The following is a 19,316-nucleotide window of genomic DNA, read 5'->3' as shown; positions in this document are numbered from 1 at the left end:
ATACACTTTATTAAAACATCTAATCTAATAAATAAAAATTTATTTAACGCTATTCATTTTAAAATTTATTATACATTCAGTTTTAGCCTCAGGACAATAAATATCCCATTTTATTCAAGGATAATGCCATCATTTCGATCCCATAACATAGCCCAAAACTGCTGACTCCAATTAGTAGCATGACCATCAAGATAACGGGATTTACCAAGAGCTATTCCTAATTTGCAGATAAGTTCTTCAAATTGCTCATCGCCATGATTAGCTGAGAGCCATACTCGCCCAAGAACATAAGTCAGTAAAGCATGATAAAGGGTAATTCTTGTCGCTTTTTGTGGATCATAAGCATGTGGCTTCATTTCGAGAACAGCTTTTATGCCATCCACGCGATGAAGTCTCACCTGCCATTGAGCTAAATCTCTTCCATAATGAGCATAGGGTTGAATAGCTTTAGAAAACTCACGCATAAAAATGGTCCAAGATTCATTCCATAACCCAGAGCCATATTTATCCCACACGTTTTCTTCCAACCATGCCCTAACCTTACCGGGTGTCATCTGATCTTTTTCCCATTTTAAAAGGATTGAATTAGCTTCGGAATGCCCGCAAATTCCGAGCTCAATAATACTAATCGCTTCAATACACTGGCGAGTTAGAGCGAGTGCATTTGCATGCATCCCATCCTTATTCGCTCTATTAGCAAGAAGAAGAGAATCAAGCATAAACCAATGTGCCAACATTGGAGAGTTTTTTATCTGTAAATCCATGTTGTTTAATACTACAGCATCAGAAATACGCTTCATCGTCTCTGGAGTGGCTATATTCGTCAATTTGAACCAATCAGGAATATCTTTTGCCATTTCACTTCTCCGAATGCCAACAGGTTAGAACAATGATAGATTAATTTTCAACTCTGCACCACACTATTCTGTAATAAAACACAAAACAATCAAACGCCTTTCATATATTAATATCAATTATATTTAAAGTGAAATGTCTTCTATTTAAATGATAATGGGAAATACATTAATATATTTCCCTTATATCGATTACTAATAAAAACCGTCTTCTTTTTTCTTTAACACATCCCGATAACGCTGTTGCTCAACGATACTCAGGTTTGGATCAAGCAAAACACTTGATCCCTTCACAGCAATATCATAATCGATTTGTGATTGCGTCTCGTACTCTTTGGTCGGTTTAAAATAATCTGATTGCGGTGTAGATGATGGGGCATAAGAACCAGAGTAATTTTTATCCCCAGTACAACCGAGATAAGCCAGCAGACAGGCAAACAGAAAGAACAATGTCCATACCACATTGTATCCATTAAGCGTGTATCCGCTGCCATTAACATCTGAAAACACGCCATGAAATCTTACGACATAGGCGAACAGGAATGATGAGAGGATAACAGCCCGGCTTTTCCCGGCGGTTAAATGCTTACGAGTAAATTTTAAGGTTGGAATTAGCATGACCACGAACAGCCCAATAGCAGTAAACACCAGCCATACAGGGAACAGCCCGTATTTTTGCGTGGTGTTCTGAGACAGCGTCACCAGAGATATGACTAAAAAAGCGTTAAGCAGAAAAAGTCTAAGGGCCAGCGATAACTTCACCTTCTTTGATATCTTATGCAGAAACAGCACCGGTGCCAGTGATGGTATGTTCATCAGCAGGCCAATAAAAAACACCCAATAGATAGAGTTCATTGCGTTTTCCCGTATTTACCGAGCAGACCAGCCGTTATTGGTTTTCACCAGAACAATTTTGGCTTCTTCTGGTTCCGACATTCCTTTCACACCTGAGAAGGCATCTTTATCAACCCATCCCGGCACATCGGCCAATTTCCATGTATATGAAACCTGCGTCACTTTTAGGCCATCAGATTCGCTGGGTTCAGTCCAGCCGGTGATCTCAGCAACAATACGATGACCAACACAGGCACCGTATTTTTTGTCCCAAAACTCAACTTGTTGGCCTTGATCTGTGACTTCCAGAACATCAACGCTACTAAAGCCATTAGACTGCTGCGAAACAGCAAGCAGCCCCTGCTCAGATAACCCCCTTAAAATTTCATCGCTGGCGCTGTATCCGGCAGAACGGTAGCCACTGTTAACCCGGATAGGAAAACCTTTATTAAATACTATGTTGTTGTCCTGCAGTGAGTAGCACAGCTTGGACTTTGAAATTTTCGCATTAATCGCTTTCTCAAAGTCTCCTTTCTCACCACATCCCGCCAAAACCAGAGCTGTGCCAGCAACGAGTAAAATCTTCTTCATCTTTCCATCCCTTTCTGAATGATTACCAATGCGTGTTCTTAGGTGTTCTACCTGCGCCAGTAGAAGCTTCATCAGGCTCTAATAGGCATACTCCAACAAAACAACCGGTTTAACCAATTGATATAATTTAATTATTTTCACAACTCGTCATATCGTTTATAACGATCAAAAACAAAATAATGATAGATTATATCTATCATTATTAGTTATTCGATCGATTAAAGTAATTAAAACACCGATCGATAAACGATTTTTAATCGCTATTTCCTATCAATATACAATTATCGATCTGTTGTACCGATCATTTTGCTTGAGTTCGGCTTTCGGAGTGATATGCTTGCCACGCAGGGATAGATGCTTCAGCAGAAGAAAACCAAGCCAGAAGCGTCTTTTGGTGATGAACAGGTGCAGTTAGGCATTGGCGCGGAGACAAGCAGAGTGGCAGAGTTCAATATATTCTTAGGGGTAGTGATTGTAATATTTGTTATCAGTCGTGTTTTTTATTTTGACCCTAAGAAAAGAAAACACCTTAACACTTACACCGAAGTGTTAGATGGCGATGTCTTATCATATGAATGCCAGAGCACAGGTATTGTTCTTGATACTAAAAATCGCACTATCCGCATATTTAATAAAGATAAAATCACCACCTATAATTATGACAATATCAGGGAAATAAACTATGCCGTTTCCGAAGCAGGGAAAATTTATAACACAGGTAATAACCTGAACTCTATGATAAAGACCGCTGAAGCCAATAGCAATGAAAAGCTTTTAGCGAATCAACGCTCCGGTATCTTTATATTAACAGACGATATTAAAAATCCCACATGGAAAATTAATCTTCCCTTGAAAAACAAAACATCGTCTTCCAATCAAGCCATCTGTGATCGTTGGCTACTTATCTTTAACAAATATGTTTTATAGATATTTTTTATATTCTTTCTTTTTATAATTAACTTGTTATCTTTGGAGTTAACATGAAAAAACTGTTTATCGCTGCTTTGGTGATCCTGCCTCTTACCGCTTGCACTACCTATGGCAATAAATCCCTGAAAGATGAAACCCAGCAAACAGTAAAAACTAAGATAGTTAAAGGGAAAACTACTCAGCAAGATATCATTAATGCGTTCGGTGAGCCACAAACGCGGGCAACCAATGACGGCCAAGAGATGTGGTCCTATTCCAGCATGTCAGGTGAGAGCCAGATATCTAACTACATTCCCGGTCTGGCTCTACTGAAGAACAGCAGTACTGCGCATATGAACTCGTTAGATATCTGGTTCAAAGGGAATGTTGTTGACCGATATGATTTCAGTCAGACAGCGAGTAAGGTTTCTAAGGGATTGTTGGATTAATTAACCGCCGTTTTATTTAAAGAGCCTGACTTATTTTTGAATTAACATCCTCTTAAATACGATAATCATGGTTTGTCATCAGGCTCTTCCCAATAATCGGAAGTATTAAACATAGTCAGTATTAATACCGCCACCCTATCTTATAAATTACTTAGATGAAGGCAATAAGCAGATCAAATGATATAGTGAAATTCAACTCTAATAGTTGAAAATAAATTTTATAGCAATATAAATCCCAACTTGCCGTTCACAAAATCTTTAACCACGGTTAAAGCCGTATTGATTGCTTCTTGCACTGCAACTTGAGTCATCCCTTCCAAAGCTATCAGTACAGAAGCAGCTGACACCTTTTGCTGATTGAAAAGAATTTTTGCCTCAGTTTCCGAGATTTCGCCTTTTTCTGATGCTTCTATAATCATCCGCAGAGTAACTGCTAATTTTTCAGACTCCTCTTTCCAATATTGCTTAACCAAAACAAACTTACTCCCCAAAGACATTTTGGCAGCACCTAACATTTCATCACCAAGGTTTTCTAACGTAACCATTGTCTATCTTCCTCTTATATAGTCATCATTACTAATTCTGGTCAAGTCCTTGTTTCTTAGCTAATTCAAGCGATAACGCGGCCCCAATGGTTTGATTTATGTTGCGCTGACTAATCTGAAGAGCCATCTTAGATGGTCCCTTCATTATATTCTCTGGTGAACAATGAAGATCCATAAGACTACTACCGTTCTCATCACACTTACCGTCACCAAGGATAGATGTACGTATATTTTTTACCAGCCTCTGGGTTGTGTCATTTTTGGGAATTGATGATACCCTAAACTCAAGTCTTCGAATTTGTTGATCGGCATCCTCGTAAAAATTTTTATTTTTTTCAAAAGAATTATTTTCTGAAGGAGCATTAGCAATCAATTTAGTAATAAAGTCATCAGCATTTTGCTGAAGTAGCATAAGTGCCTTATCAGTTTGTTCATCATAGTTTGAAACTAATCTGACACTTGTGCATGCCGTAATAAAAAAGATAAAAAGCAATAACAAAAAATTATTATTACGTTGTATTGCTAATCGCATAACACCACCCTTTTAAAAAATTGTTCTTAATTTCATAAGATAAATATGTTACTTAGACGTGATCTTTATGTATTCGGATTGTTCGATAATCAAACAATCCATCGGTGGGCACCATGCCTGTAATATATAGCAGCTAATAGAAACATTCTTAGATTTATCTATATCATTTGTTTTCACACAACACAACAGCGATCTTAAGCCTATCGACAGCCGGAGATAGCGCCTCATAGAGATCGCCCTCAATCTCATTCGTGAACTCACCGTTCCTGAACACCACCACATAGCCGCCTGTCAGATCTCGCTGACGTATGGGGCTTACAGGCTCTATGCCAATGCTGATGCCAGTCGGAAACTGGATAGCCCATGAAGCTGTTTTGATATATGGCTTCATATAGATCCAGTAGATCAAGCTTATTCTTCAGTGTAGACCCATCCGGGGTGAAGCCTTCTCCAGCTTTGCTTACTACCCATACCTTAACTACCTTGCTTAGTCAGCCAGTAAGAGCCATTCATCAGCTTATAATATATTGAATAACAACGGGATATCGACGGATAGGTGCAGAAACAAGAGTCCTGCTGGCAATATTCCACTTTCTATACATACTTATCTTGTACGGAGCGCTTTACAATAAATTATTTACATCATCAATATACATCAAGGAGTTAACATGTCTGGTTGGTTCGAATTGAGTAAAAGCAGTGATAGTCAGTTCAGGTTTGTTCTTAAAGCAGGCAATGGCGAAATAATCCTTACCAGCGAGCTTTATACGACAAAGGGCGCTGCTGAGAATGGCATTTCCTCCGTTCAGACAAATAGCCCTTTAGATGAAAGGTACGAGAAAAAAGTTTCCTCTAATAGTAAATATTATTTTAACTTAAAAGCTGCCAATCATCAGATTATTGGGACAAGCCAAATGTATGCCACCACACAATCTCGTGAAACTGGCATTACATCGGTAAAAAATAACGGAAGCACTGAGACAGTGAAAGATAATACGTAAAACTTTATCACTCTTAAGCTTCCCTTATTTAAATGCTCTATTTGTTTTCAATAAAGCCTTAATTATCACCATAGGGTTAAGGCTTTTTAAAACCTATAGCTATTTCCATTATTTAACACTATACTATCGACCTTTTAAAAAAATTAACAGGTAAACACAGTGTCTCGATACAACATTAAAGAAAACATAGAAATAGATCCTAACGGAAACATAATTTCAGAAACATGGGAAATATTTCATGAAGATGGAAGACTGATAAAAAGTGGTATACTGTCAGAGAAAATAGCTCAAGAAGAAGTTGAAGCTCTCGATACAATCGATGAGTTAGAAGAAGCATCAAAGCATATAAAAGTAAGTCATAAAAAATCAACTCTTGACTAAATAATATTACGTAGCATCGCGTGCTACGTAATTAACTATCCCATCCATATAGTGGCATATGATGACCATTATCTCTAACCAAATACTTATCACCTTTGTAAGCTCCAGATATGGCATGTAGCAACCTTCGTTTATACTCATCAAAGTCAATACCTTCAATATCCTTTAAACTTGTCAAAACAGCGATAACGATTTTAATTTTATCTTCTTTAGTAAATGGTATCTTTTTTTTCTCATACACCTCATACAGACGAGTAATAGCATATGCGAAATCATCGACATTCAACCTAGATAAAATATCAACGTAGATTTTTAATGTTTCAGCATTAGATCTGTTTCCAATAAAAATCGATGCTGATATAGCAGCAATATCTTTACGATCATTTTCTGAAAGCTGTTTTTCAAAATAAGTATAGTCCACTTTGCTTGACTCAAAGAAATTTTTAATATCATTAATAATTTTATTATCCATTTTTAACCTTTTTTATTGATATATATCCATTTCATTAACCTATTAAGAACTGCATGTCAAAGTTGCATGTAAAAATCTGTCTTATTTATTCCTTCACCTGAGAAAAAATAAAAATATATCCATCGATTTTTAAAGACAGTAATATCATTCAGGCAAGGAATAAAAAGAGTAAATATAATCTATTCATTCTCATACAACACAACAGCGATCTTAAGCCTATCAACAGCCTGAGATAACGCCTCATAGAGATCGCCCTCCATCTCATGCTCGAACTCACCATTCCTGAACATTACCATATAGCCATTGGTCAGATCTCGCTGACGTATGGAGTTTACAGGTTCTATACCGATGCTGATGCCAGAATGTAAATACTCAGCCACTGGATAGCCCATACTGTCGTGGATAGCGATATCTCCATCGGCTTCCAGTTCGGATAAGAAGTTGTCTTCAGATATGGCTTCACGCAGATCCAGCAGGCCAAGCACGTTCATCAGTTTGGGTTCATCCGGGCCATTTGCTTTCATCCTGCCACAGTAATAATAGTCATCCAGTTTGCTTACCGGTGTGTTGGGATGCTGGCTGTTATAGGTTTCAGTTTCTGACATCAGTGATCTTATTGTTTCTTCGCTGACTTGGCTGAGTTCAGCAATTAATCTCCCATAAACATTTACCATTCGCTCACTATCACAGGCGTTTGCAGATTCTGATAAGAAGTAAGAATCGTAATCTTTCACATAAATGTTATTGCCGTTTTCAAGAATAAGATTTATTCCTTGTTCATTTTCTTCCATGTCCTTTACTATGCAGGTCAGAAATGGGATTTTTTTATGAGCGTGAAAGAGTGTAATGATCTTAATATTTTTCATTCTTTTATTTTCCTTTTTGTTTTATTTTTTAATACCATATTTATTTTAGGAAAATCAAATTTAACTTTTGGATAATAACGTTTTCCGTAATGTTTTAATCTTCTTTTGAAAAGATATTTATCTTATGAGCTAACGCTCATGTGCTGCCGCACGGCTACGCCCTAACTCTGAAATATGTATTTTCATCTTGATGAGGTAACTTTTCAATATTGATAATAAAAAGAGGAAAGATCTTTTCCAGATCATTCCATCATAAAATAAAAAATTGATCCTATTTTTGAACATAGCATTACCGCGATAACATATAGCATTTGCTCTTAAACGTATAGGAAAACTATATTCAAAGAAGCAGCACTTAGTGATTGTCCAAAACAATCACATTGCTGGAACAGGGCTTGCCCCTGTTAATGATGGATTTATCCATAGAGAATTGCGGCGATAGCCGCTAATAAAGTTAAGAGAAAAGCTCTTCCCCTATAGTAATACTATGATTATAAATTTAGTAACAAAAAGCAGCGCTTCGTGATTGTATGAAACAATCACTTCGCTGAAAATATTTATCAAGAAAACCACATATTCCCACGTAAACCTCTCCGCACATAAAAATAAAGGAAAGCTGGACTCTCTTAACTTCTTACTAATTATTTAATTATAAGTACTGTCCCAGCCCAATAAAATCAAGGCTTCACACCTTTTTTTGCTATGTTCAAACATAGCAGATACCTATGTGCGCACATAGATCCGTCCTATGTTCAAACATAGCAAGATCTATGTTTGAACATAGGTTTTTTAACATATAGCAATATCATAATAATAAAACTCCTATTTTATTTATAGTTTAACTATTGACTTTTATTTTTGTGCATAGTATTAAAACAACAGAATAAAAACTATAAGAGAGAATAATATGAATACTAATGACACTGAACTACTTCGCTTATTTGAAACATTAACCACTGAACAAAAGATTGATATCGCAAAGCACTTGCTGCAAAACAAAGATATAAAATCAACTACAGTCATAGCAACAGAAGAAGATAAATCGATATCATTTGCACAACCTTATGTTTTTGCTTTTACTTCTAACTTTCGTGTTTTTTCTGATCTGGATATATCTAAGAATGAATTCCGCGTATTAACTTATATTTTAGAATACATGGAGTTCGGAAATCTTATCAACCTTTCACAGTCATCACTCTGTAAAGCGTTGAATATCGCATCCGGGAATATGTCAAACATATTTAAAAAGCTAAGACAGAAAGGCATCCTCGTTGAGCATCATGGACACCTGTATATTAACTCGAATATTTTCGCCAAGGGTATGAGTCACCAACTTGATGAGAAACGTAAAGAGCATTTAAGTAATGCCAGAAGCCTTAATGCTGAGATTGAACAATATCCAGAAAACTATACCGATTACTCAAAACAAGAAAGACGAAGCTTAGCTTTAGAAACTGAAACTAAAGAGATCTATACCGATGCCTTTGTTTTTAGTAAGAAGAAAAAGAATAACGCTGTTCCCAATGCTAAAAACAGTATCCAGATCGATAAACCGCGAAAAGTATACAGACGAACAAAGGAAAATGAAGCAGAAAGAAAATACCTAGCCGATACCGCCAACCATTTGAAAGCAGTATCCTGAAAAACATAATAATAAGGAGTAAAAATGAAAAAACTACCCGGTTCACTTGAAATAAAACTTCATGAAAAACTATCCAAAAATGACATCCTGAATATCTTAGCAGAACAAATGACTATGCTTGAGGAAACATTTGGCATTCAAGAGTTCAAACTCTATTCTTATCTTGAATGTTATCGTGACAATAAAAAACAGGCTTTATATCACAATGGTCGCAACATCGTTGTAGGTTCACTTAATTTAAGAAGTCAGGAAAAGTTAGAGAATACAGCTAAATTCGTTTCAAAAGATGGTAATAATCGTGTCATTTCTTTTGATAAAAAACTTGACGTAGATAACATACTAACCACAGTTGAAAATATTCAAGCTCATAACCCGTACCAATATTGGTCTAACAACATTCAGGTTATTCCTGCTTCGCAGGTAAGTAACATTATTCAAGATGAAAATAATCGACAGCAATCAGAGAAAGATAGGCTCTACCTCATAGAACAGCAACGTAAGCAGGAAGAACAAGCCCGTAAAGCCAGAGAGAAGGAAGAATATGAACGACCGCTAAAATATTTTATTAATAAAAAAATTAAAGAAAGCGGTTTGTCTGAACGGGACTTCAACAAATATATTTGTTCAAGCTATAACTATCTAATAGAGCATACAACAAAGTCAAAATACTTTGCTGATCGCCAAGACCTGTTAGATAAATATTACGATGTTAGATTGATTCGCTATTCAATCAAAAGACCTGACGGAAAAGTCGGCAAGATTGAGATTTATACTGACGATGGTGAGTTGATTTTCGAGCAATATAAAACACTTCTGCTTGTTTAAAATAAAAATCAGTTTTTAATGTTTTTCACCAAGAGCACAAAAGATAAAAATACATTAATTTAATTCTTAGCCGAATTTGACACTTTCTCTATATACCTTAGCATATAAATATAACAAATATTATTGACGAGGTATTTATGAGAAAAGTAAAAGTTGATAACAGCGATTTATTAGCATATTTTGATACTATTGAAAAACTTAAAGAACAACCATCAATACAGGAATATCGAGAAGAGTATTTCAGACTGCGTGAAGATGACTCTGAGCCACAATATAAACTAAAAGAATATTACTCAGCCCATACGGAACTACGCAGGTTGGATAGAAAGAGAAAATCTCTTATGGACAGTTTCATCGGTGAACTCAATCCAATAAGTTTTTCAACAGCTAACACATCTGCAAAGTCATCAGGGAATCTTGATAAGTTTTATGAACGTAGGCTTTATGGGAAAGCAATTGTAGAAAAAAGTGATGACGAAATCGTTGCTCTGGTCATAAAACAGCGCACAGAAGCAGCGCTTGAGTTTCAGCGTTCTGTTGAGCAGAGTATTAAACAGCTTTCCAGTATTTCATCAGATTTGGATGCACCGAATAAAAAACGTAGAAAAATGGCTGTTTAATATAACATCTATATCGGGGGCATCACCGATATGGTATGGTCTCTATCTGCACTTTGACCGTGTTCTGTGTTAGAAAACGATTAAGCCTGACAGACTGTATTGAGCGAAAGATGAACGTTTTCCCACTGTCGGCTCGTTAGATCATAAGAGCAGGTTCAAGGTTTATTGGATTTTCACAGGCATAATATTGTATAATAATTAGACATAGTAAGAGGAGGTTCGAATGACCACTTTTGTTCGTCAAAGTCGCACCGTTGCTAAAGTAATTGATGCTGGTCGTAAAGCTGGTCGTGCCAATATCGAAGGCAGCACCCCAGCCGAAATTCAGGCCAACCTGATGAAAAGTCTGGGTGAGTTTACTGCATCAATTCCAACTACGAAATCACCGTCTCACGTGAAAGGATCTCGCGGTGCCAATCATAAAAAAGCGTATTTCGGGCGTTGATCTTCGTGCAGGATTTCACCTGACCTCTCAGGCTTTAGGATATCCTCCGGGCAAACAGGCACCGTTAATGGCTGATATTGCCGCATTAATAGCTAAATGGAGGAGTGTTTTAGAGGTCGAGATTTATACAAAAAATTATGAATTTCAATATGGTAGGATTAAATCTTCACGTTTTAATGCTGCAGGTGAGGAAAGCGAACATTATGCAACTTACTTTCACACCCGCGCTAAGCCAAACGCTGGTGATCCACTTCTAATCATTAGTTTTGACTCTATTGCCGGACAGGACGATTTTATGTTCATTGAGACCATCACTGATCATAACATTTACTTTGGTTCGCCGGGGGCAGGTAAAACAAAGGCGCATGTGGAAAGACGGTCATCTGATTTGAAACGCCGTATTGAAAATGGGAAGAAGGCTAAACCCCCAGCATCGTCTCAAAGGCCTGAAGTTGATAAAAATGACGATGCTTCTCCTGACGAATAAGATCGAAACAAGTAAATTTTTCTCACACAGAATCTTCTCGGATATACAATCAATTTAAAATATAAGTGTCATGTACGCTTTTAACACGAAACTGTCTGTCAGATTAGGTTTAGTTCAGTACAATTTTATTGTTTATTTAGCCTTTGCTCAAGGAACGGTGCACGGCACCGTTCACGTGGAGTGTTATTATGCTTTTTTAGCATGTTCTCTTATTGCAGCTATGATACTTTCGGTATTCCACCGAACATCAACAATTGACCGAGATGAAACGACCGTAGAGATCTTCTCTTGTCCTCTTGGAATCACACCGACAATAGGTGTTCCTAATTCAATGGCTTTATCTAATTCCCATAGCATCCAAGAGCTATGACTAGCATATATACCAGCTAACGCTAATATGATATCTGAATTTTCAATTTTTTTAGCAAGACGTATTTTAACATAACTTTCATTTTCAGAATTTATGGGGTTATCTTTAGTAGATTCCTCATATGTTGCACTAAAATATCCTCTAGCATTAATGAGCTTCCTTAGTGTTTCTAGCGTATCGCTGTGCTGCCACGAGTGACTTATAAATACTTTATATTCTTTAGCCATGATTATTTACCGTTTATTAATTTATCTAGTATGTCTTTACTTGTAAAGTATGTTTCTTTTTCCCAGTCGGTCATAACAAGGGCTAAAAAAACTTTCTCGTATTTCAAACCATTTTCAGTGTCGCCAAGGCCAAAATAACAACTAGCAAGTGTTGCATATGGCCATTTGTTTACTGATTTATAATATTCATCCTCATTCAATAAATATGACAAAATCTCTAAAATTTCTTGCCTCACTTTTTTTGCTGAAATTTTATAATAGGTTTTTTCGTCTTGTTCTTGTTCATGATTTGAGGAAATATTTAAACAAAGTGCATAATTTTCTCCATTGTAGTAATCACGACGAATTTTAAATCCTTTACCATAATAATTAACCGCACGTTTTAAATACTCAAAATCATCAGTCACATGCCACATTCGTTTGTAGATCGCACCTGTTAGGCCAAGAGTTTCAGGATCATTTGTTTCATTATCTGGATCAAGTCTTTCTATTATTTTAAGCGCATCTGTCAAAGATGAAATTTCTGATGGTTCTTTCGATTTATATTTTGCTAAAGCATGTTGCTGAGTAAAATAAATCTCATTGGGTACTAAAGATTCGGCTTTTTCCCATAGTTTTACTGCCTCGGAAAAATTTGAGCTTTCCATGTGGTATGTGGCGCGTTCAGAAATAGCAAATATGCTTTCTTCTCTTTCTGATAAATCACCAATAATTCTTTGATATTCCTTTTGGGTTAATTTTGGTGGTTCGATGTCTTGAATGTAGTCATAAAGAGGGCTGTCAATAATTTTGGTTTTTGATACCTGTTCTATCATACTACTCAATGCATCTTTGCAGCGTTCGGACTCATCAACTCCAATATCATCACCTAAGTGCACATAATGGAAAATGCGGTTATGATTAAGATCAAAAGGAATAGTACCCTCTTGCTCTTTTATAATTATCGTTGAATATGGCCTAACGGCATGACGAATACCTAATTCATATATTGCATTTGGATTATAGGTGGATATATCAGCCACAACCAAATCTGCATGCATTAATAATGCGTACATACTTTTATCTATTATCCCTGAGTCTTGAATTTCATCGGCTCTGATACATTGAAGTCCTGATTTTTCAACCGCAGGTTTAATAATATTTTTATACGTTTTATCCAGATCTAATGTTTTACCTGTCGATAGATCTGTTTTTTTGCCAAATCCCATAATGACAAAACATAACTTTTGCTTTCTTGCCATGAATCACACCCATTCATTTGATGGTCTACAATAGTATATTAAGATGCATTTCTATGTGTTTTCACTTCATGATATAAAAAATGAAAAGCAATCATCAATACTTTGGCATTCATGCTTGTGATATCGCCATTGTTATCGAGCCAGAATATAATAATCTTGCCAAGCTAACATTGCTTTCAATCTGAAACATATATCAGGCTTTTATAATATTTAGTAAAATTCTATGCCGGAATCGAAGAAACATATTGACTAAGATCAATAATTCTTATTAGTCGATGACGAAAGGATATTTCTTCCCTCATGCGTATTTAGGGTGACCTGATCCCAGTTGTTAAAATACGTCTGCCTCCAGCACAACGCCGTCTGCCAGATTTGGTAGTACTCTGAGCCACCAGTGCAAACTCCTCTGATGATACCCGATCACGCTCCATCAGCTTGAGGATTTTCTTCATCTTCAGCTTACGCGCCTTCTTCTCACCAATCTCCTGATAATATTCTTCACGCCGCTCCGCTACCACTTTGCGGAACTTCTTCAACAGTTGGTTCAGTGTTTTGATATCAGTAGTTGCGGCTTCAGCTTGGATTTTTCTATACATAAGCATAACGTGAAATTCATCAATCATATTAGACCTCTTAGTTTTATTATTTGTGTTATTTCCCTCATTGATAGGGAATATAACCATTTATCAATGCCGGTTCACTGTCATTTTTAGCTTCCAATAAATACGGCCTTCAGTTTCATCCTGATTTAGGTTTTTTAACACAAGTTCAATGATATGTTCTTTATGCCAATATAAAATCGTTTCCTTTAACTCATCAAAGTTAATGTCAGATAAATCCTTATACTCTTCACCTTTGCCACAATCCTCAACTTCATGCGCAATCAGAACATCATAAAGTATTTTTGAATATATATTATCTGATAAGATATTCATTGCTGTTTCAGTTTCCTTTTCAGATATGTTATAAATCGTTTCGCAATAGCCCTGTAAAACATTTGTAATAATATTTATTATCGTTTCATTATTTTCATTTAATACAATCTCTTTCATATAGAATCCTTTTGTTAGATTGATTATTATTAGCCCCTTGCGGGGCAACGCTAAAACTTACCGCCTGAAGTTATCCGAATACCGCACCAACATTTCCGCGACTTGCTCAAAGTTAACTTCACCAATATCACCACAAGTCCCTTCCTGAGCTGTGAACTTCTCAAAGTTATTCTGGATATGGTCAATCACATTCATAATGAATGGACTCATGAAATCAGGATCATCAAGAAATTCATTATTATCTTTCCCATTAACCTCCTGAAATATTTTCCAACTTGCTTCAAACGATCTTTTAGCGAGATCGAAGAACAGCCTTGTAGATTTATTTTTAACTTCATTATTTTTAGACATAATTAACCCTCAGTTTTATATGATTATTTGGCATTCATTTTATTTTAACCCCCGATTAGGGGGTAAACAGGAAAACTACTTTTTATAAACTAGATTTATGATTACTGATCCATACTCTAAATCCATCTCGTCAACCAACTCATTATTCACATGCCTATTTAACGCATCCAACAAGTTTTTATCCTTCATGATTTCCTCGATGGAATAACCACTCAGAGCAACAAAAATATCGAAGCTTTCTTGGATAACTCTAAGTGTTTTAGGTGTTTTTTCACACAACATACTTACTATTACTGATATATCATTTTCCATTTATACGTTCCTTTATTAAGTTGATTATTAGCCCCTTGCGGGGCCAAATAGATAGCAGCTACAGATTAGACGTGCAAAATGAAGTAACTCATTACATGATGTATCTGCCTTAGATTAACAAGCACCTCATCAAAATAAACATCCTTAATCGATGCTTCATACTTATTCTTCTTTAAGAACTCGTTAAAATCTTTTTTGCCGTTTTCTATTATTGATTTTAAGACATCCTCCATATATTCTTTATCTTCAAGATTATGATAGAATCTTTCCCCCATATATTCCCGCATACACTGTAAGTAAGCATCATAATCCTCTCCGCTTTTCAATATAAAAAACTTTGTAGCGTCATTGCTGACATTTATTTGCATTGATGGTATTTTCATTTTATTTCCTCTTGGTTATATTATTTAGATACATTACGTGATTGAGCAATGGTGTTATCAATCCATGCATCAATCTCACTTTCAACAAACGCCACTGACCTTAAACCTATTTTTACCCTGTCAGGGAAGCTACCTTCTTTAATACGCTCATATAATGTGGTTCGACTGAACCCTACTCTTCTGAGCACTTCAGGCACCCGAATAAATCGTTTAACTGCGTTTTCATTTTTCATCTTCTTGTCCTCTGTTGTTTTGACAAGAACAATTATATTCATTTCGCTTGTGACGTTTTAGGGATGCCCGTAGAAGAGTTTTTTGAAAAAATCGGAGGGAGGTGAGCGGAAAAGAAATTGTTTTGGCTGGATGTGATCACGTTCGCGCTCGGCGAACGTAACCCTTTTTACTTGGCTGATTTTTCCTTCTTCTTTTCGTCTTCGACGTGCTTACTTATCAAAGATCCATTTAAGTGATTATTTTCCATCATGTAATCTTCAAGCGATTTCAGATAGCTCACGTCTGTCAGGAATGCCATTGCCAAAGGATAGTCCGTTGCCTTGAGCATTCCTTCATCACGATCGTTCTCGCTGTCCTCATGAAGAAGCGAGGAAATCAGTGAAAGCGGGATTTTGATGTCGTTATCCGCCCCCCAGAAGATCAGATCCATCATCGGGATAAGGCGATATTCAATGATTTTTCTGAATGTGCTCTTGCCGAAGCGGTACTCCCTCGCAGTCGGATCCTTCATCTTTAGCTGCTTCTTCCATCGCGGGATCAGCACTTTCAGGTGCTCAATGATGTCTTCGGTTGAAGCCTCCTGCAGAAAGATATCAACGGTAATGGAGGAAAGGCTTTTTACTCCGGCTTCCTTCATATATTCCGACAAGTATTCAGACTGGCTTCTTTGGGAAATATCGGGATGAGCTTCAAGCAGCGTTAAACTTTTCGCATATAATTGAGCATTACTTCGGGTGACGGGGACTACAGCGTAGGTTCTGGCAAGTTCATGTCCAAGGGTGGCAGTATCACCGCTAAACAGAATTTCTCCTCTGAGGATCTTCTGACGATAATCATCCAGCAAAAATCGACTCAGAGAAGGTAACGAATTCTGATTGAGCAACATCCTGTAGGCCAGAATACGTCGCTCAATTTCGACATAAAACTGCTGAAGAGTCAGTTTTTCTGTCGCCTCATAACGTTCAATATCAAACCATGCTTCCAGCGCTTTCCTGATTTCGCTTCTTTTCATTCTTTTGCCATCCACTCAGCCATTTTTATCTGTTTTAACCGACAGAACAATAGGTTGTCCAGTCATCCATCAGCGCCACACGTTTAGGCCACAGCGTTCCACGCTGATAGGCTGCCTCAGCTTTATCAGCTAACTGATGAGCCAGCGCATGTTCAATCACCTCCCGCTGATAGGATGTTGTCTCCCCCGCCCATTCACGGAACGTGGATCGGAAACCGTGCTGGGTCAAACCACTACGCCCCATGCGTTTTAATACTGCTGTTAATGACATATCCGACAGTTGTCCACCACGAGGAGCCGGGAAAACAAGAGGGTTATCAGCAAATCGCGGTAAGGCTTTGAGCAACGCAACAGCAGTATCGGACAGAGGAACGCGATGCTCTTTCCCGGCTTTCATTCTCCCGGCAGGGATAACCCATGTTTTCGCATCCAGATCGATTTCACACCATTCCGCACCACGAATTTCCCCCGAACGAGCAACGGCCAGTATGGAAAATTCCAGTGCGCGTGCGGAAATACCCGTTCGCTTGCGTAGTTCAGCCATAAACGGGCTAATTTCGCTGTAGGACAATGCGGCATGATGTTTTTTGGTCTGAACTTTACTTGGCATAGGCAACAGCGGTTTCAGCATACCTTTCCAAGCAGCAGGGTTATCGCCTTCGAAATACTCTTTCGCTTTGGCGTAATCCATTACCGTTTCAATGCGACCGCGCACCCGGCTGGCGGTTTCATTTTTGGTTAACCAAATAGGTTCGAGTATCGCCAGCAAATCGGCTTTGGTGATAACACTAACCGCTTTATCACCGATAACCGGATAAGCATAGGTTTCGAGGGTGGAACGCCACTGAGCCACATGCTTTTTATTCTTTAATTCATTACCCTTGATATCCAGCACCGCCTCTGCACATTCACGGAACGTCTTTTGCTTACGTGCCAGCGTTTCCTGAAGTGCTTTGCGGGCGTGTTTTTCCTGCAGGGGATCAACACCATTGCGTATCTGCTTGCGCAGCTCACGCGCCCTGTCACGCGCTTCTGCCAGAGAAACATCCTGATAGGGTCCAAGTCCCATATTCAGACGCCGGGGAACTGTTTTACCTGCTTTATTAATCCGGCTTCCCATTGCAACGCAGAGCACCCATGCGCGTGAGCATCCGGCAATCCGCAGATACAATCCATCCACACCACCAACGGCATGGCGGCCTTCGGCTTTAAGTCTGGAAACAGCTAACGCAGACAGCTCTTTAGCTTTCTTCGGCATAATAGGCATTCTTTTGTAATACATCCTGTACTGCATAAAATGACAGATTTTAAACAGAACAGCAATACATTACCGGACAAAGAATAATGACAACATATTGTATACTAATGAAAAATTATAATTTAGATATACACTGCCGAACACTAAAATGGCGGACTCCCTCACCGCCATCTTTAAAAGAAGAGCCTGAACTCGCGTTCGGGCTTTTTTATTGCATAGTCCCCATAAGGGAGGGTGAGAGCCCTCGACCGGGTTCGACAAAACGGCAACGCCGTTTTGCATGGCCGACAGGCCACCCGCAGGGCAAGGCGCAACGCGCCGGGTGTATCCCTCCCTCACCGCCATCTTTAAAAGAAGAGCCTGAACTTGCGTTCGGGCTTTTTTATTGCATAGTCCCCATAAGGGAGGGTGAGAGCCCTCTACCGGGTTCGACAAAACGGCAACGCCGTTTTGCATGGCCGACAGGCCACCCGCAGGGCAAGGCGCAACGCGCCGGGTGTATCCCTCCCTCACCGCCATCTTCAAAGAAAGAGCCTGAACTTACGTTCGGGCTTTTTTTATTACCAGTCCCCATTAAAACCCATAGCCTGACTATGTCGTCCCTGACCTGCCGTCATAACATCATTACCGCTGCCTGATACGCGTTTTTTCATGCGAATATCGCCATCGGTACAGGCATAATCACGCTACCGGTATAATGCTTAACCAGGTGTTCTGAAACCATTAAATTCTTCTTGACCCGAGTGGCCTGACTCCCTATAGTAGCGCCCCGTTGTCCCAAGCGGCAGCGGTAGTCCGGTGAGGTGTCCGAGAGGCTGAAGGAGCACGCCTGGAAAGTGTGTATACGTGAAAACGTATCGAGGGTTCGAATCCCTCCCTCACCGCCATCTTTAAAAGAAGAGCCTGAACTTACGTTCGGGCTTTTTTATTGCATAGTCCCCATAAGGGAGGGTGAGAGCCCTCGACCGGGTTCGACAAAACGGCAGCGCCGTTTTGCATGGCCGACAGGCCACCCGCAGGGCGAGGCGCAACGCGCCGGGTGTATCCCTCCCTCACCGCAATATTTGATATAAAATCAATTAGTTACGATACATTATTGGTTTTATTCTGCATAAAGTAATGCATAAAAAAGTTCGTTTCGGCGGACTTTTTTGTTGTCTATAGAAAACCCCCAGCTAGGCTGGGGGTTCCGTAAAGCTTTCAGCTATAAGTCGGTTATAAAAACCCCTTTCGATTTGTTAAAACACCTTGCGGTCTGGCAACTGCAAAAGTTAAACAAAAATTGAAAGGGGGTCCCAATGGGGGACGAAAAGAGCTTAGCGCACACCCGATGGAACTGTAAATATCACATAGTATTTGCGCCGAAATACCGAAGGCAGGTGTTCTACGGAGAAAAACGCAGGGCGATAGGCAGCATATTAAG

At 38.5% G+C, this 19,316-nt stretch carries 27 protein-coding genes, 1 tRNA gene, 2 other RNA genes and 1 pseudogene; 13 read left to right on the top strand and 18 right to left on the bottom strand.

Annotated elements, in window-relative coordinates:
• Positions 1–110: 110 nt before the first annotated feature.
• The 3 genes from FJU30_RS04920 to FJU30_RS04910 form a co-directional block, all read right to left on the bottom strand.
• Positions 111–857 carry a hypothetical protein gene (locus FJU30_RS04920; RefSeq protein WP_150433881.1) on the bottom strand — a complete coding sequence of 249 codons (747 nt, stop codon included), beginning with the start codon at positions 855–857 and terminating at the stop codon, positions 111–113.
• A 192-nt stretch (positions 858–1,049) separates the two neighbouring features.
• The gene (locus tag FJU30_RS04915) at positions 1,050–1,709 is read right to left on the bottom strand and encodes a hypothetical protein (protein WP_150433880.1); all 660 of its coding nucleotides are present in this window, start codon (positions 1,707–1,709) and stop codon (positions 1,050–1,052) included.
• Positions 1,710–1,724: 15 nt separating this feature from the next.
• Positions 1,725–2,279 (bottom strand): membrane lipoprotein lipid attachment site-containing protein, encoded by a 555-nt coding sequence (locus FJU30_RS04910; RefSeq protein ID WP_150433879.1) that lies wholly within the window; start codon positions 2,277–2,279, stop codon positions 1,725–1,727.
• A gap of 354 nt (positions 2,280–2,633) precedes the next feature.
• Here FJU30_RS04910 and FJU30_RS04900 point away from each other — a divergent pair, with 354 nt between their 5' ends.
• Both FJU30_RS04900 and FJU30_RS04895 read left to right on the top strand, forming a co-directional pair.
• Complete coding sequence (locus tag FJU30_RS04900) at positions 2,634–3,206, top strand: DUF4755 domain-containing protein (RefSeq protein ID WP_150433878.1); 573 nt, start codon at positions 2,634–2,636, stop codon at positions 3,204–3,206.
• Between the two features lie 53 nt (positions 3,207–3,259).
• The gene (locus FJU30_RS04895; RefSeq protein ID WP_150433877.1) at positions 3,260–3,637 is read left to right on the top strand and encodes a hypothetical protein; all 378 of its coding nucleotides are present in this window, start codon (positions 3,260–3,262) and stop codon (positions 3,635–3,637) included.
• Positions 3,638–3,855: 218 nt separating this feature from the next.
• Here the strand turns inward: FJU30_RS04895 and FJU30_RS04890 are convergent, their stop codons facing one another.
• From FJU30_RS04890 to FJU30_RS04880, 3 genes are all read right to left on the bottom strand, one after another.
• Entirely contained in the window at positions 3,856–4,182 is a 327-nt protein-coding gene (locus tag FJU30_RS04890) for a hypothetical protein (protein WP_150433876.1), read from the bottom strand.
• A gap of 31 nt (positions 4,183–4,213) precedes the next feature.
• Positions 4,214–4,714: a hypothetical protein gene (locus FJU30_RS04885; RefSeq protein ID WP_150433875.1), complete on the bottom strand. Its 501-nt coding sequence runs from the start codon at positions 4,712–4,714 to the stop codon at positions 4,214–4,216.
• A gap of 163 nt (positions 4,715–4,877) precedes the next feature.
• Positions 4,878–5,105 carry a hypothetical protein gene (locus tag FJU30_RS04880; protein ID WP_223881500.1) on the bottom strand — a complete coding sequence of 76 codons (228 nt, stop codon included), beginning with the start codon at positions 5,103–5,105 and terminating at the stop codon, positions 4,878–4,880.
• Between the two features lie 277 nt (positions 5,106–5,382).
• Between FJU30_RS04880 and FJU30_RS04875 the strand changes: the two genes are divergently transcribed.
• On the top strand, positions 5,383–5,715 hold the full coding sequence (locus FJU30_RS04875) for a YegP family protein (RefSeq protein WP_150433874.1): 333 nt from the start codon (positions 5,383–5,385) through the stop codon (positions 5,713–5,715).
• A 159-nt stretch (positions 5,716–5,874) separates the two neighbouring features.
• Entirely contained in the window at positions 5,875–6,096 is a 222-nt protein-coding gene (locus tag FJU30_RS04870; RefSeq protein ID WP_150433873.1) for a hypothetical protein, read from the top strand.
• 31 nt (positions 6,097–6,127) lie between these two features.
• Here the strand turns inward: FJU30_RS04870 and FJU30_RS04865 are convergent, their stop codons facing one another.
• Entirely contained in the window at positions 6,128–6,568 is a 441-nt protein-coding gene (locus FJU30_RS04865) for a hypothetical protein (RefSeq protein WP_150433872.1), read from the bottom strand.
• A gap of 179 nt (positions 6,569–6,747) precedes the next feature.
• Positions 6,748–7,434, bottom strand: a complete 687-nt coding sequence (locus FJU30_RS04860; protein WP_150433871.1) for a hypothetical protein — start codon at positions 7,432–7,434, stop codon at positions 6,748–6,750.
• Between the two features lie 907 nt (positions 7,435–8,341).
• Here FJU30_RS04860 and FJU30_RS04855 point away from each other — a divergent pair.
• The 5 genes from FJU30_RS04855 to FJU30_RS04835 all read left to right on the top strand — a co-directional run bounded on the left by FJU30_RS04855 (position 8,342) and on the right by FJU30_RS04835 (position 11,453).
• Positions 8,342–9,076 (top strand): helix-turn-helix domain-containing protein, encoded by a 735-nt coding sequence (locus tag FJU30_RS04855; protein WP_150433870.1) that lies wholly within the window; start codon positions 8,342–8,344, stop codon positions 9,074–9,076.
• Positions 9,077–9,100: 24 nt separating this feature from the next.
• Positions 9,101–9,901, top strand: coding sequence for a hypothetical protein (locus tag FJU30_RS04850; RefSeq protein ID WP_150433869.1), 801 nt, complete (start codon positions 9,101–9,103; stop codon positions 9,899–9,901).
• Between the two features lie 137 nt (positions 9,902–10,038).
• Positions 10,039–10,521: a DUF4756 family protein gene (locus tag FJU30_RS04845; protein ID WP_150433868.1), complete on the top strand. Its 483-nt coding sequence runs from the start codon at positions 10,039–10,041 to the stop codon at positions 10,519–10,521.
• Between the two features lie 223 nt (positions 10,522–10,744).
• Entirely contained in the window at positions 10,745–10,966 is a 222-nt protein-coding gene (locus FJU30_RS04840; RefSeq protein WP_150433867.1) for a hypothetical protein, read from the top strand.
• On the top strand, positions 10,932–11,453 hold the full coding sequence (locus FJU30_RS04835) for a hypothetical protein (RefSeq protein WP_223881499.1): 522 nt from the start codon (positions 10,932–10,934) through the stop codon (positions 11,451–11,453). The genes FJU30_RS04840 and FJU30_RS04835 overlap by 35 nt, the downstream gene beginning before the upstream one ends.
• Before the next feature lie 186 nt (positions 11,454–11,639).
• Here FJU30_RS04835 and FJU30_RS04830 read toward each other — a convergent pair whose 3' ends face one another.
• The 10 genes and pseudogenes from FJU30_RS04830 to FJU30_RS04785 all read right to left on the bottom strand — a co-directional run bounded on the left by FJU30_RS04830 (position 11,640) and on the right by FJU30_RS04785 (position 17,893).
• Complete coding sequence (locus FJU30_RS04830) at positions 11,640–12,050, bottom strand: TIR domain-containing protein (protein WP_150433866.1); 411 nt, start codon at positions 12,048–12,050, stop codon at positions 11,640–11,642.
• A 2-nt stretch (positions 12,051–12,052) separates the two neighbouring features.
• On the bottom strand, positions 12,053–13,291 hold the full coding sequence (locus tag FJU30_RS04825; RefSeq protein WP_150433865.1) for a TRAFs-binding domain-containing protein: 1,239 nt from the start codon (positions 13,289–13,291) through the stop codon (positions 12,053–12,055).
• Positions 13,292–13,692: 401 nt separating this feature from the next.
• A pseudogene (locus FJU30_RS04820) lies at positions 13,693–13,914 on the bottom strand (H-NS family histone-like protein); the annotation flags it as partial.
• Positions 13,915–13,977: 63 nt separating this feature from the next.
• The gene (locus FJU30_RS04815) at positions 13,978–14,343 is read right to left on the bottom strand and encodes a hypothetical protein (RefSeq protein WP_150433864.1); all 366 of its coding nucleotides are present in this window, start codon (positions 14,341–14,343) and stop codon (positions 13,978–13,980) included.
• Between the two features lie 57 nt (positions 14,344–14,400).
• Entirely contained in the window at positions 14,401–14,694 is a 294-nt protein-coding gene (locus FJU30_RS04810; protein ID WP_150433863.1) for a hypothetical protein, read from the bottom strand.
• A gap of 75 nt (positions 14,695–14,769) precedes the next feature.
• Positions 14,770–15,006 (bottom strand): hypothetical protein, encoded by a 237-nt coding sequence (locus tag FJU30_RS04805; protein ID WP_150433862.1) that lies wholly within the window; start codon positions 15,004–15,006, stop codon positions 14,770–14,772.
• Between the two features lie 65 nt (positions 15,007–15,071).
• Positions 15,072–15,389: a hypothetical protein gene (locus FJU30_RS04800; protein ID WP_150433861.1), complete on the bottom strand. Its 318-nt coding sequence runs from the start codon at positions 15,387–15,389 to the stop codon at positions 15,072–15,074.
• Positions 15,390–15,409: 20 nt separating this feature from the next.
• Entirely contained in the window at positions 15,410–15,622 is a 213-nt protein-coding gene (locus tag FJU30_RS04795; protein WP_150433860.1) for a helix-turn-helix transcriptional regulator, read from the bottom strand.
• A 167-nt stretch (positions 15,623–15,789) separates the two neighbouring features.
• Positions 15,790–16,635: a DUF6387 family protein gene (locus FJU30_RS04790; protein ID WP_150433859.1), complete on the bottom strand. Its 846-nt coding sequence runs from the start codon at positions 16,633–16,635 to the stop codon at positions 15,790–15,792.
• A gap of 34 nt (positions 16,636–16,669) precedes the next feature.
• Complete coding sequence (locus tag FJU30_RS04785; RefSeq protein WP_150433858.1) at positions 16,670–17,893, bottom strand: site-specific integrase; 1,224 nt, start codon at positions 17,891–17,893, stop codon at positions 16,670–16,672.
• A 214-nt stretch (positions 17,894–18,107) separates the two neighbouring features.
• Between FJU30_RS04785 and FJU30_RS04780 the strand changes: the two genes are divergently transcribed.
• The 4 genes from FJU30_RS04780 to FJU30_RS04765 all read left to right on the top strand — a co-directional run.
• Positions 18,108–18,237: non-coding RNA, RtT sRNA (locus FJU30_RS04780), on the top strand.
• 453 nt (positions 18,238–18,690) lie between these two features.
• Positions 18,691–18,780, top strand: a tRNA-Ser gene (locus FJU30_RS04775).
• 44 nt (positions 18,781–18,824) lie between these two features.
• A non-coding RNA gene (locus FJU30_RS04770) (RtT sRNA) lies at positions 18,825–18,954 on the top strand.
• Between the two features lie 237 nt (positions 18,955–19,191).
• A partial coding sequence (locus FJU30_RS04765; RefSeq protein WP_191091525.1) for a transposase occupies positions 19,192–19,316 on the top strand: 125 nt, incomplete at its 3' end.

This window comes from Affinibrenneria salicis (genome assembly GCF_008710095.1).
Note: the sequence above shows the minus strand (reverse complement) of the source record. Positions and strands in the feature narration are given on the sequence as shown.

Coding starts and splice junctions, on each gene's coding strand:
- FJU30_RS04785 (WP_150433858.1), bottom strand. CDS start 17,893: ATGCCGAAGAAAGCTAAAGAGCTGTCTGCGTTAGCTGTTTCCAGACTT.
- FJU30_RS04915 (WP_150433880.1), bottom strand. CDS start 1,709: ATGAACTCTATCTATTGGGTGTTTTTTATTGGCCTGCTGATGAACATA.
- FJU30_RS04850 (WP_150433869.1), top strand. CDS start 9,101: ATGAAAAAACTACCCGGTTCACTTGAAATAAAACTTCATGAAAAACTA.
- FJU30_RS04825 (WP_150433865.1), bottom strand. CDS start 13,291: ATGGCAAGAAAGCAAAAGTTATGTTTTGTCATTATGGGATTTGGCAAA.
- FJU30_RS04810 (WP_150433863.1), bottom strand. CDS start 14,694: ATGTCTAAAAATAATGAAGTTAAAAATAAATCTACAAGGCTGTTCTTC.
- FJU30_RS04840 (WP_150433867.1), top strand. CDS start 10,745: ATGACCACTTTTGTTCGTCAAAGTCGCACCGTTGCTAAAGTAATTGAT.
- FJU30_RS04910 (WP_150433879.1), bottom strand. CDS start 2,279: ATGAAGAAGATTTTACTCGTTGCTGGCACAGCTCTGGTTTTGGCGGGA.
- FJU30_RS04900 (WP_150433878.1), top strand. CDS start 2,634: ATGCTTCAGCAGAAGAAAACCAAGCCAGAAGCGTCTTTTGGTGATGAA.
- FJU30_RS04830 (WP_150433866.1), bottom strand. CDS start 12,050: ATGGCTAAAGAATATAAAGTATTTATAAGTCACTCGTGGCAGCACAGC.
- FJU30_RS04795 (WP_150433860.1), bottom strand. CDS start 15,622: ATGAAAAATGAAAACGCAGTTAAACGATTTATTCGGGTGCCTGAAGTG.
- FJU30_RS04890 (WP_150433876.1), bottom strand. CDS start 4,182: ATGGTTACGTTAGAAAACCTTGGTGATGAAATGTTAGGTGCTGCCAAA.
- FJU30_RS04845 (WP_150433868.1), top strand. CDS start 10,039: ATGAGAAAAGTAAAAGTTGATAACAGCGATTTATTAGCATATTTTGAT.
- FJU30_RS04790 (WP_150433859.1), bottom strand. CDS start 16,635: ATGAAAAGAAGCGAAATCAGGAAAGCGCTGGAAGCATGGTTTGATATT.
- FJU30_RS04895 (WP_150433877.1), top strand. CDS start 3,260: ATGAAAAAACTGTTTATCGCTGCTTTGGTGATCCTGCCTCTTACCGCT.
- FJU30_RS04805 (WP_150433862.1), bottom strand. CDS start 15,006: ATGGAAAATGATATATCAGTAATAGTAAGTATGTTGTGTGAAAAAACA.
- FJU30_RS04885 (WP_150433875.1), bottom strand. CDS start 4,714: ATGCGATTAGCAATACAACGTAATAATAATTTTTTGTTATTGCTTTTT.
- FJU30_RS04800 (WP_150433861.1), bottom strand. CDS start 15,389: ATGAAAATACCATCAATGCAAATAAATGTCAGCAATGACGCTACAAAG.
- FJU30_RS04865 (WP_150433872.1), bottom strand. CDS start 6,568: ATGGATAATAAAATTATTAATGATATTAAAAATTTCTTTGAGTCAAGC.
- FJU30_RS04880 (WP_223881500.1), bottom strand. CDS start 5,105: ATGAAGCCATATATCAAAACAGCTTCATGGGCTATCCAGTTTCCGACT.
- FJU30_RS04920 (WP_150433881.1), bottom strand. CDS start 857: ATGGCAAAAGATATTCCTGATTGGTTCAAATTGACGAATATAGCCACT.
- FJU30_RS04860 (WP_150433871.1), bottom strand. CDS start 7,434: ATGAAAAATATTAAGATCATTACACTCTTTCACGCTCATAAAAAAATC.
- FJU30_RS04815 (WP_150433864.1), bottom strand. CDS start 14,343: ATGAAAGAGATTGTATTAAATGAAAATAATGAAACGATAATAAATATT.
- FJU30_RS04855 (WP_150433870.1), top strand. CDS start 8,342: ATGAATACTAATGACACTGAACTACTTCGCTTATTTGAAACATTAACC.
- FJU30_RS04875 (WP_150433874.1), top strand. CDS start 5,383: ATGTCTGGTTGGTTCGAATTGAGTAAAAGCAGTGATAGTCAGTTCAGG.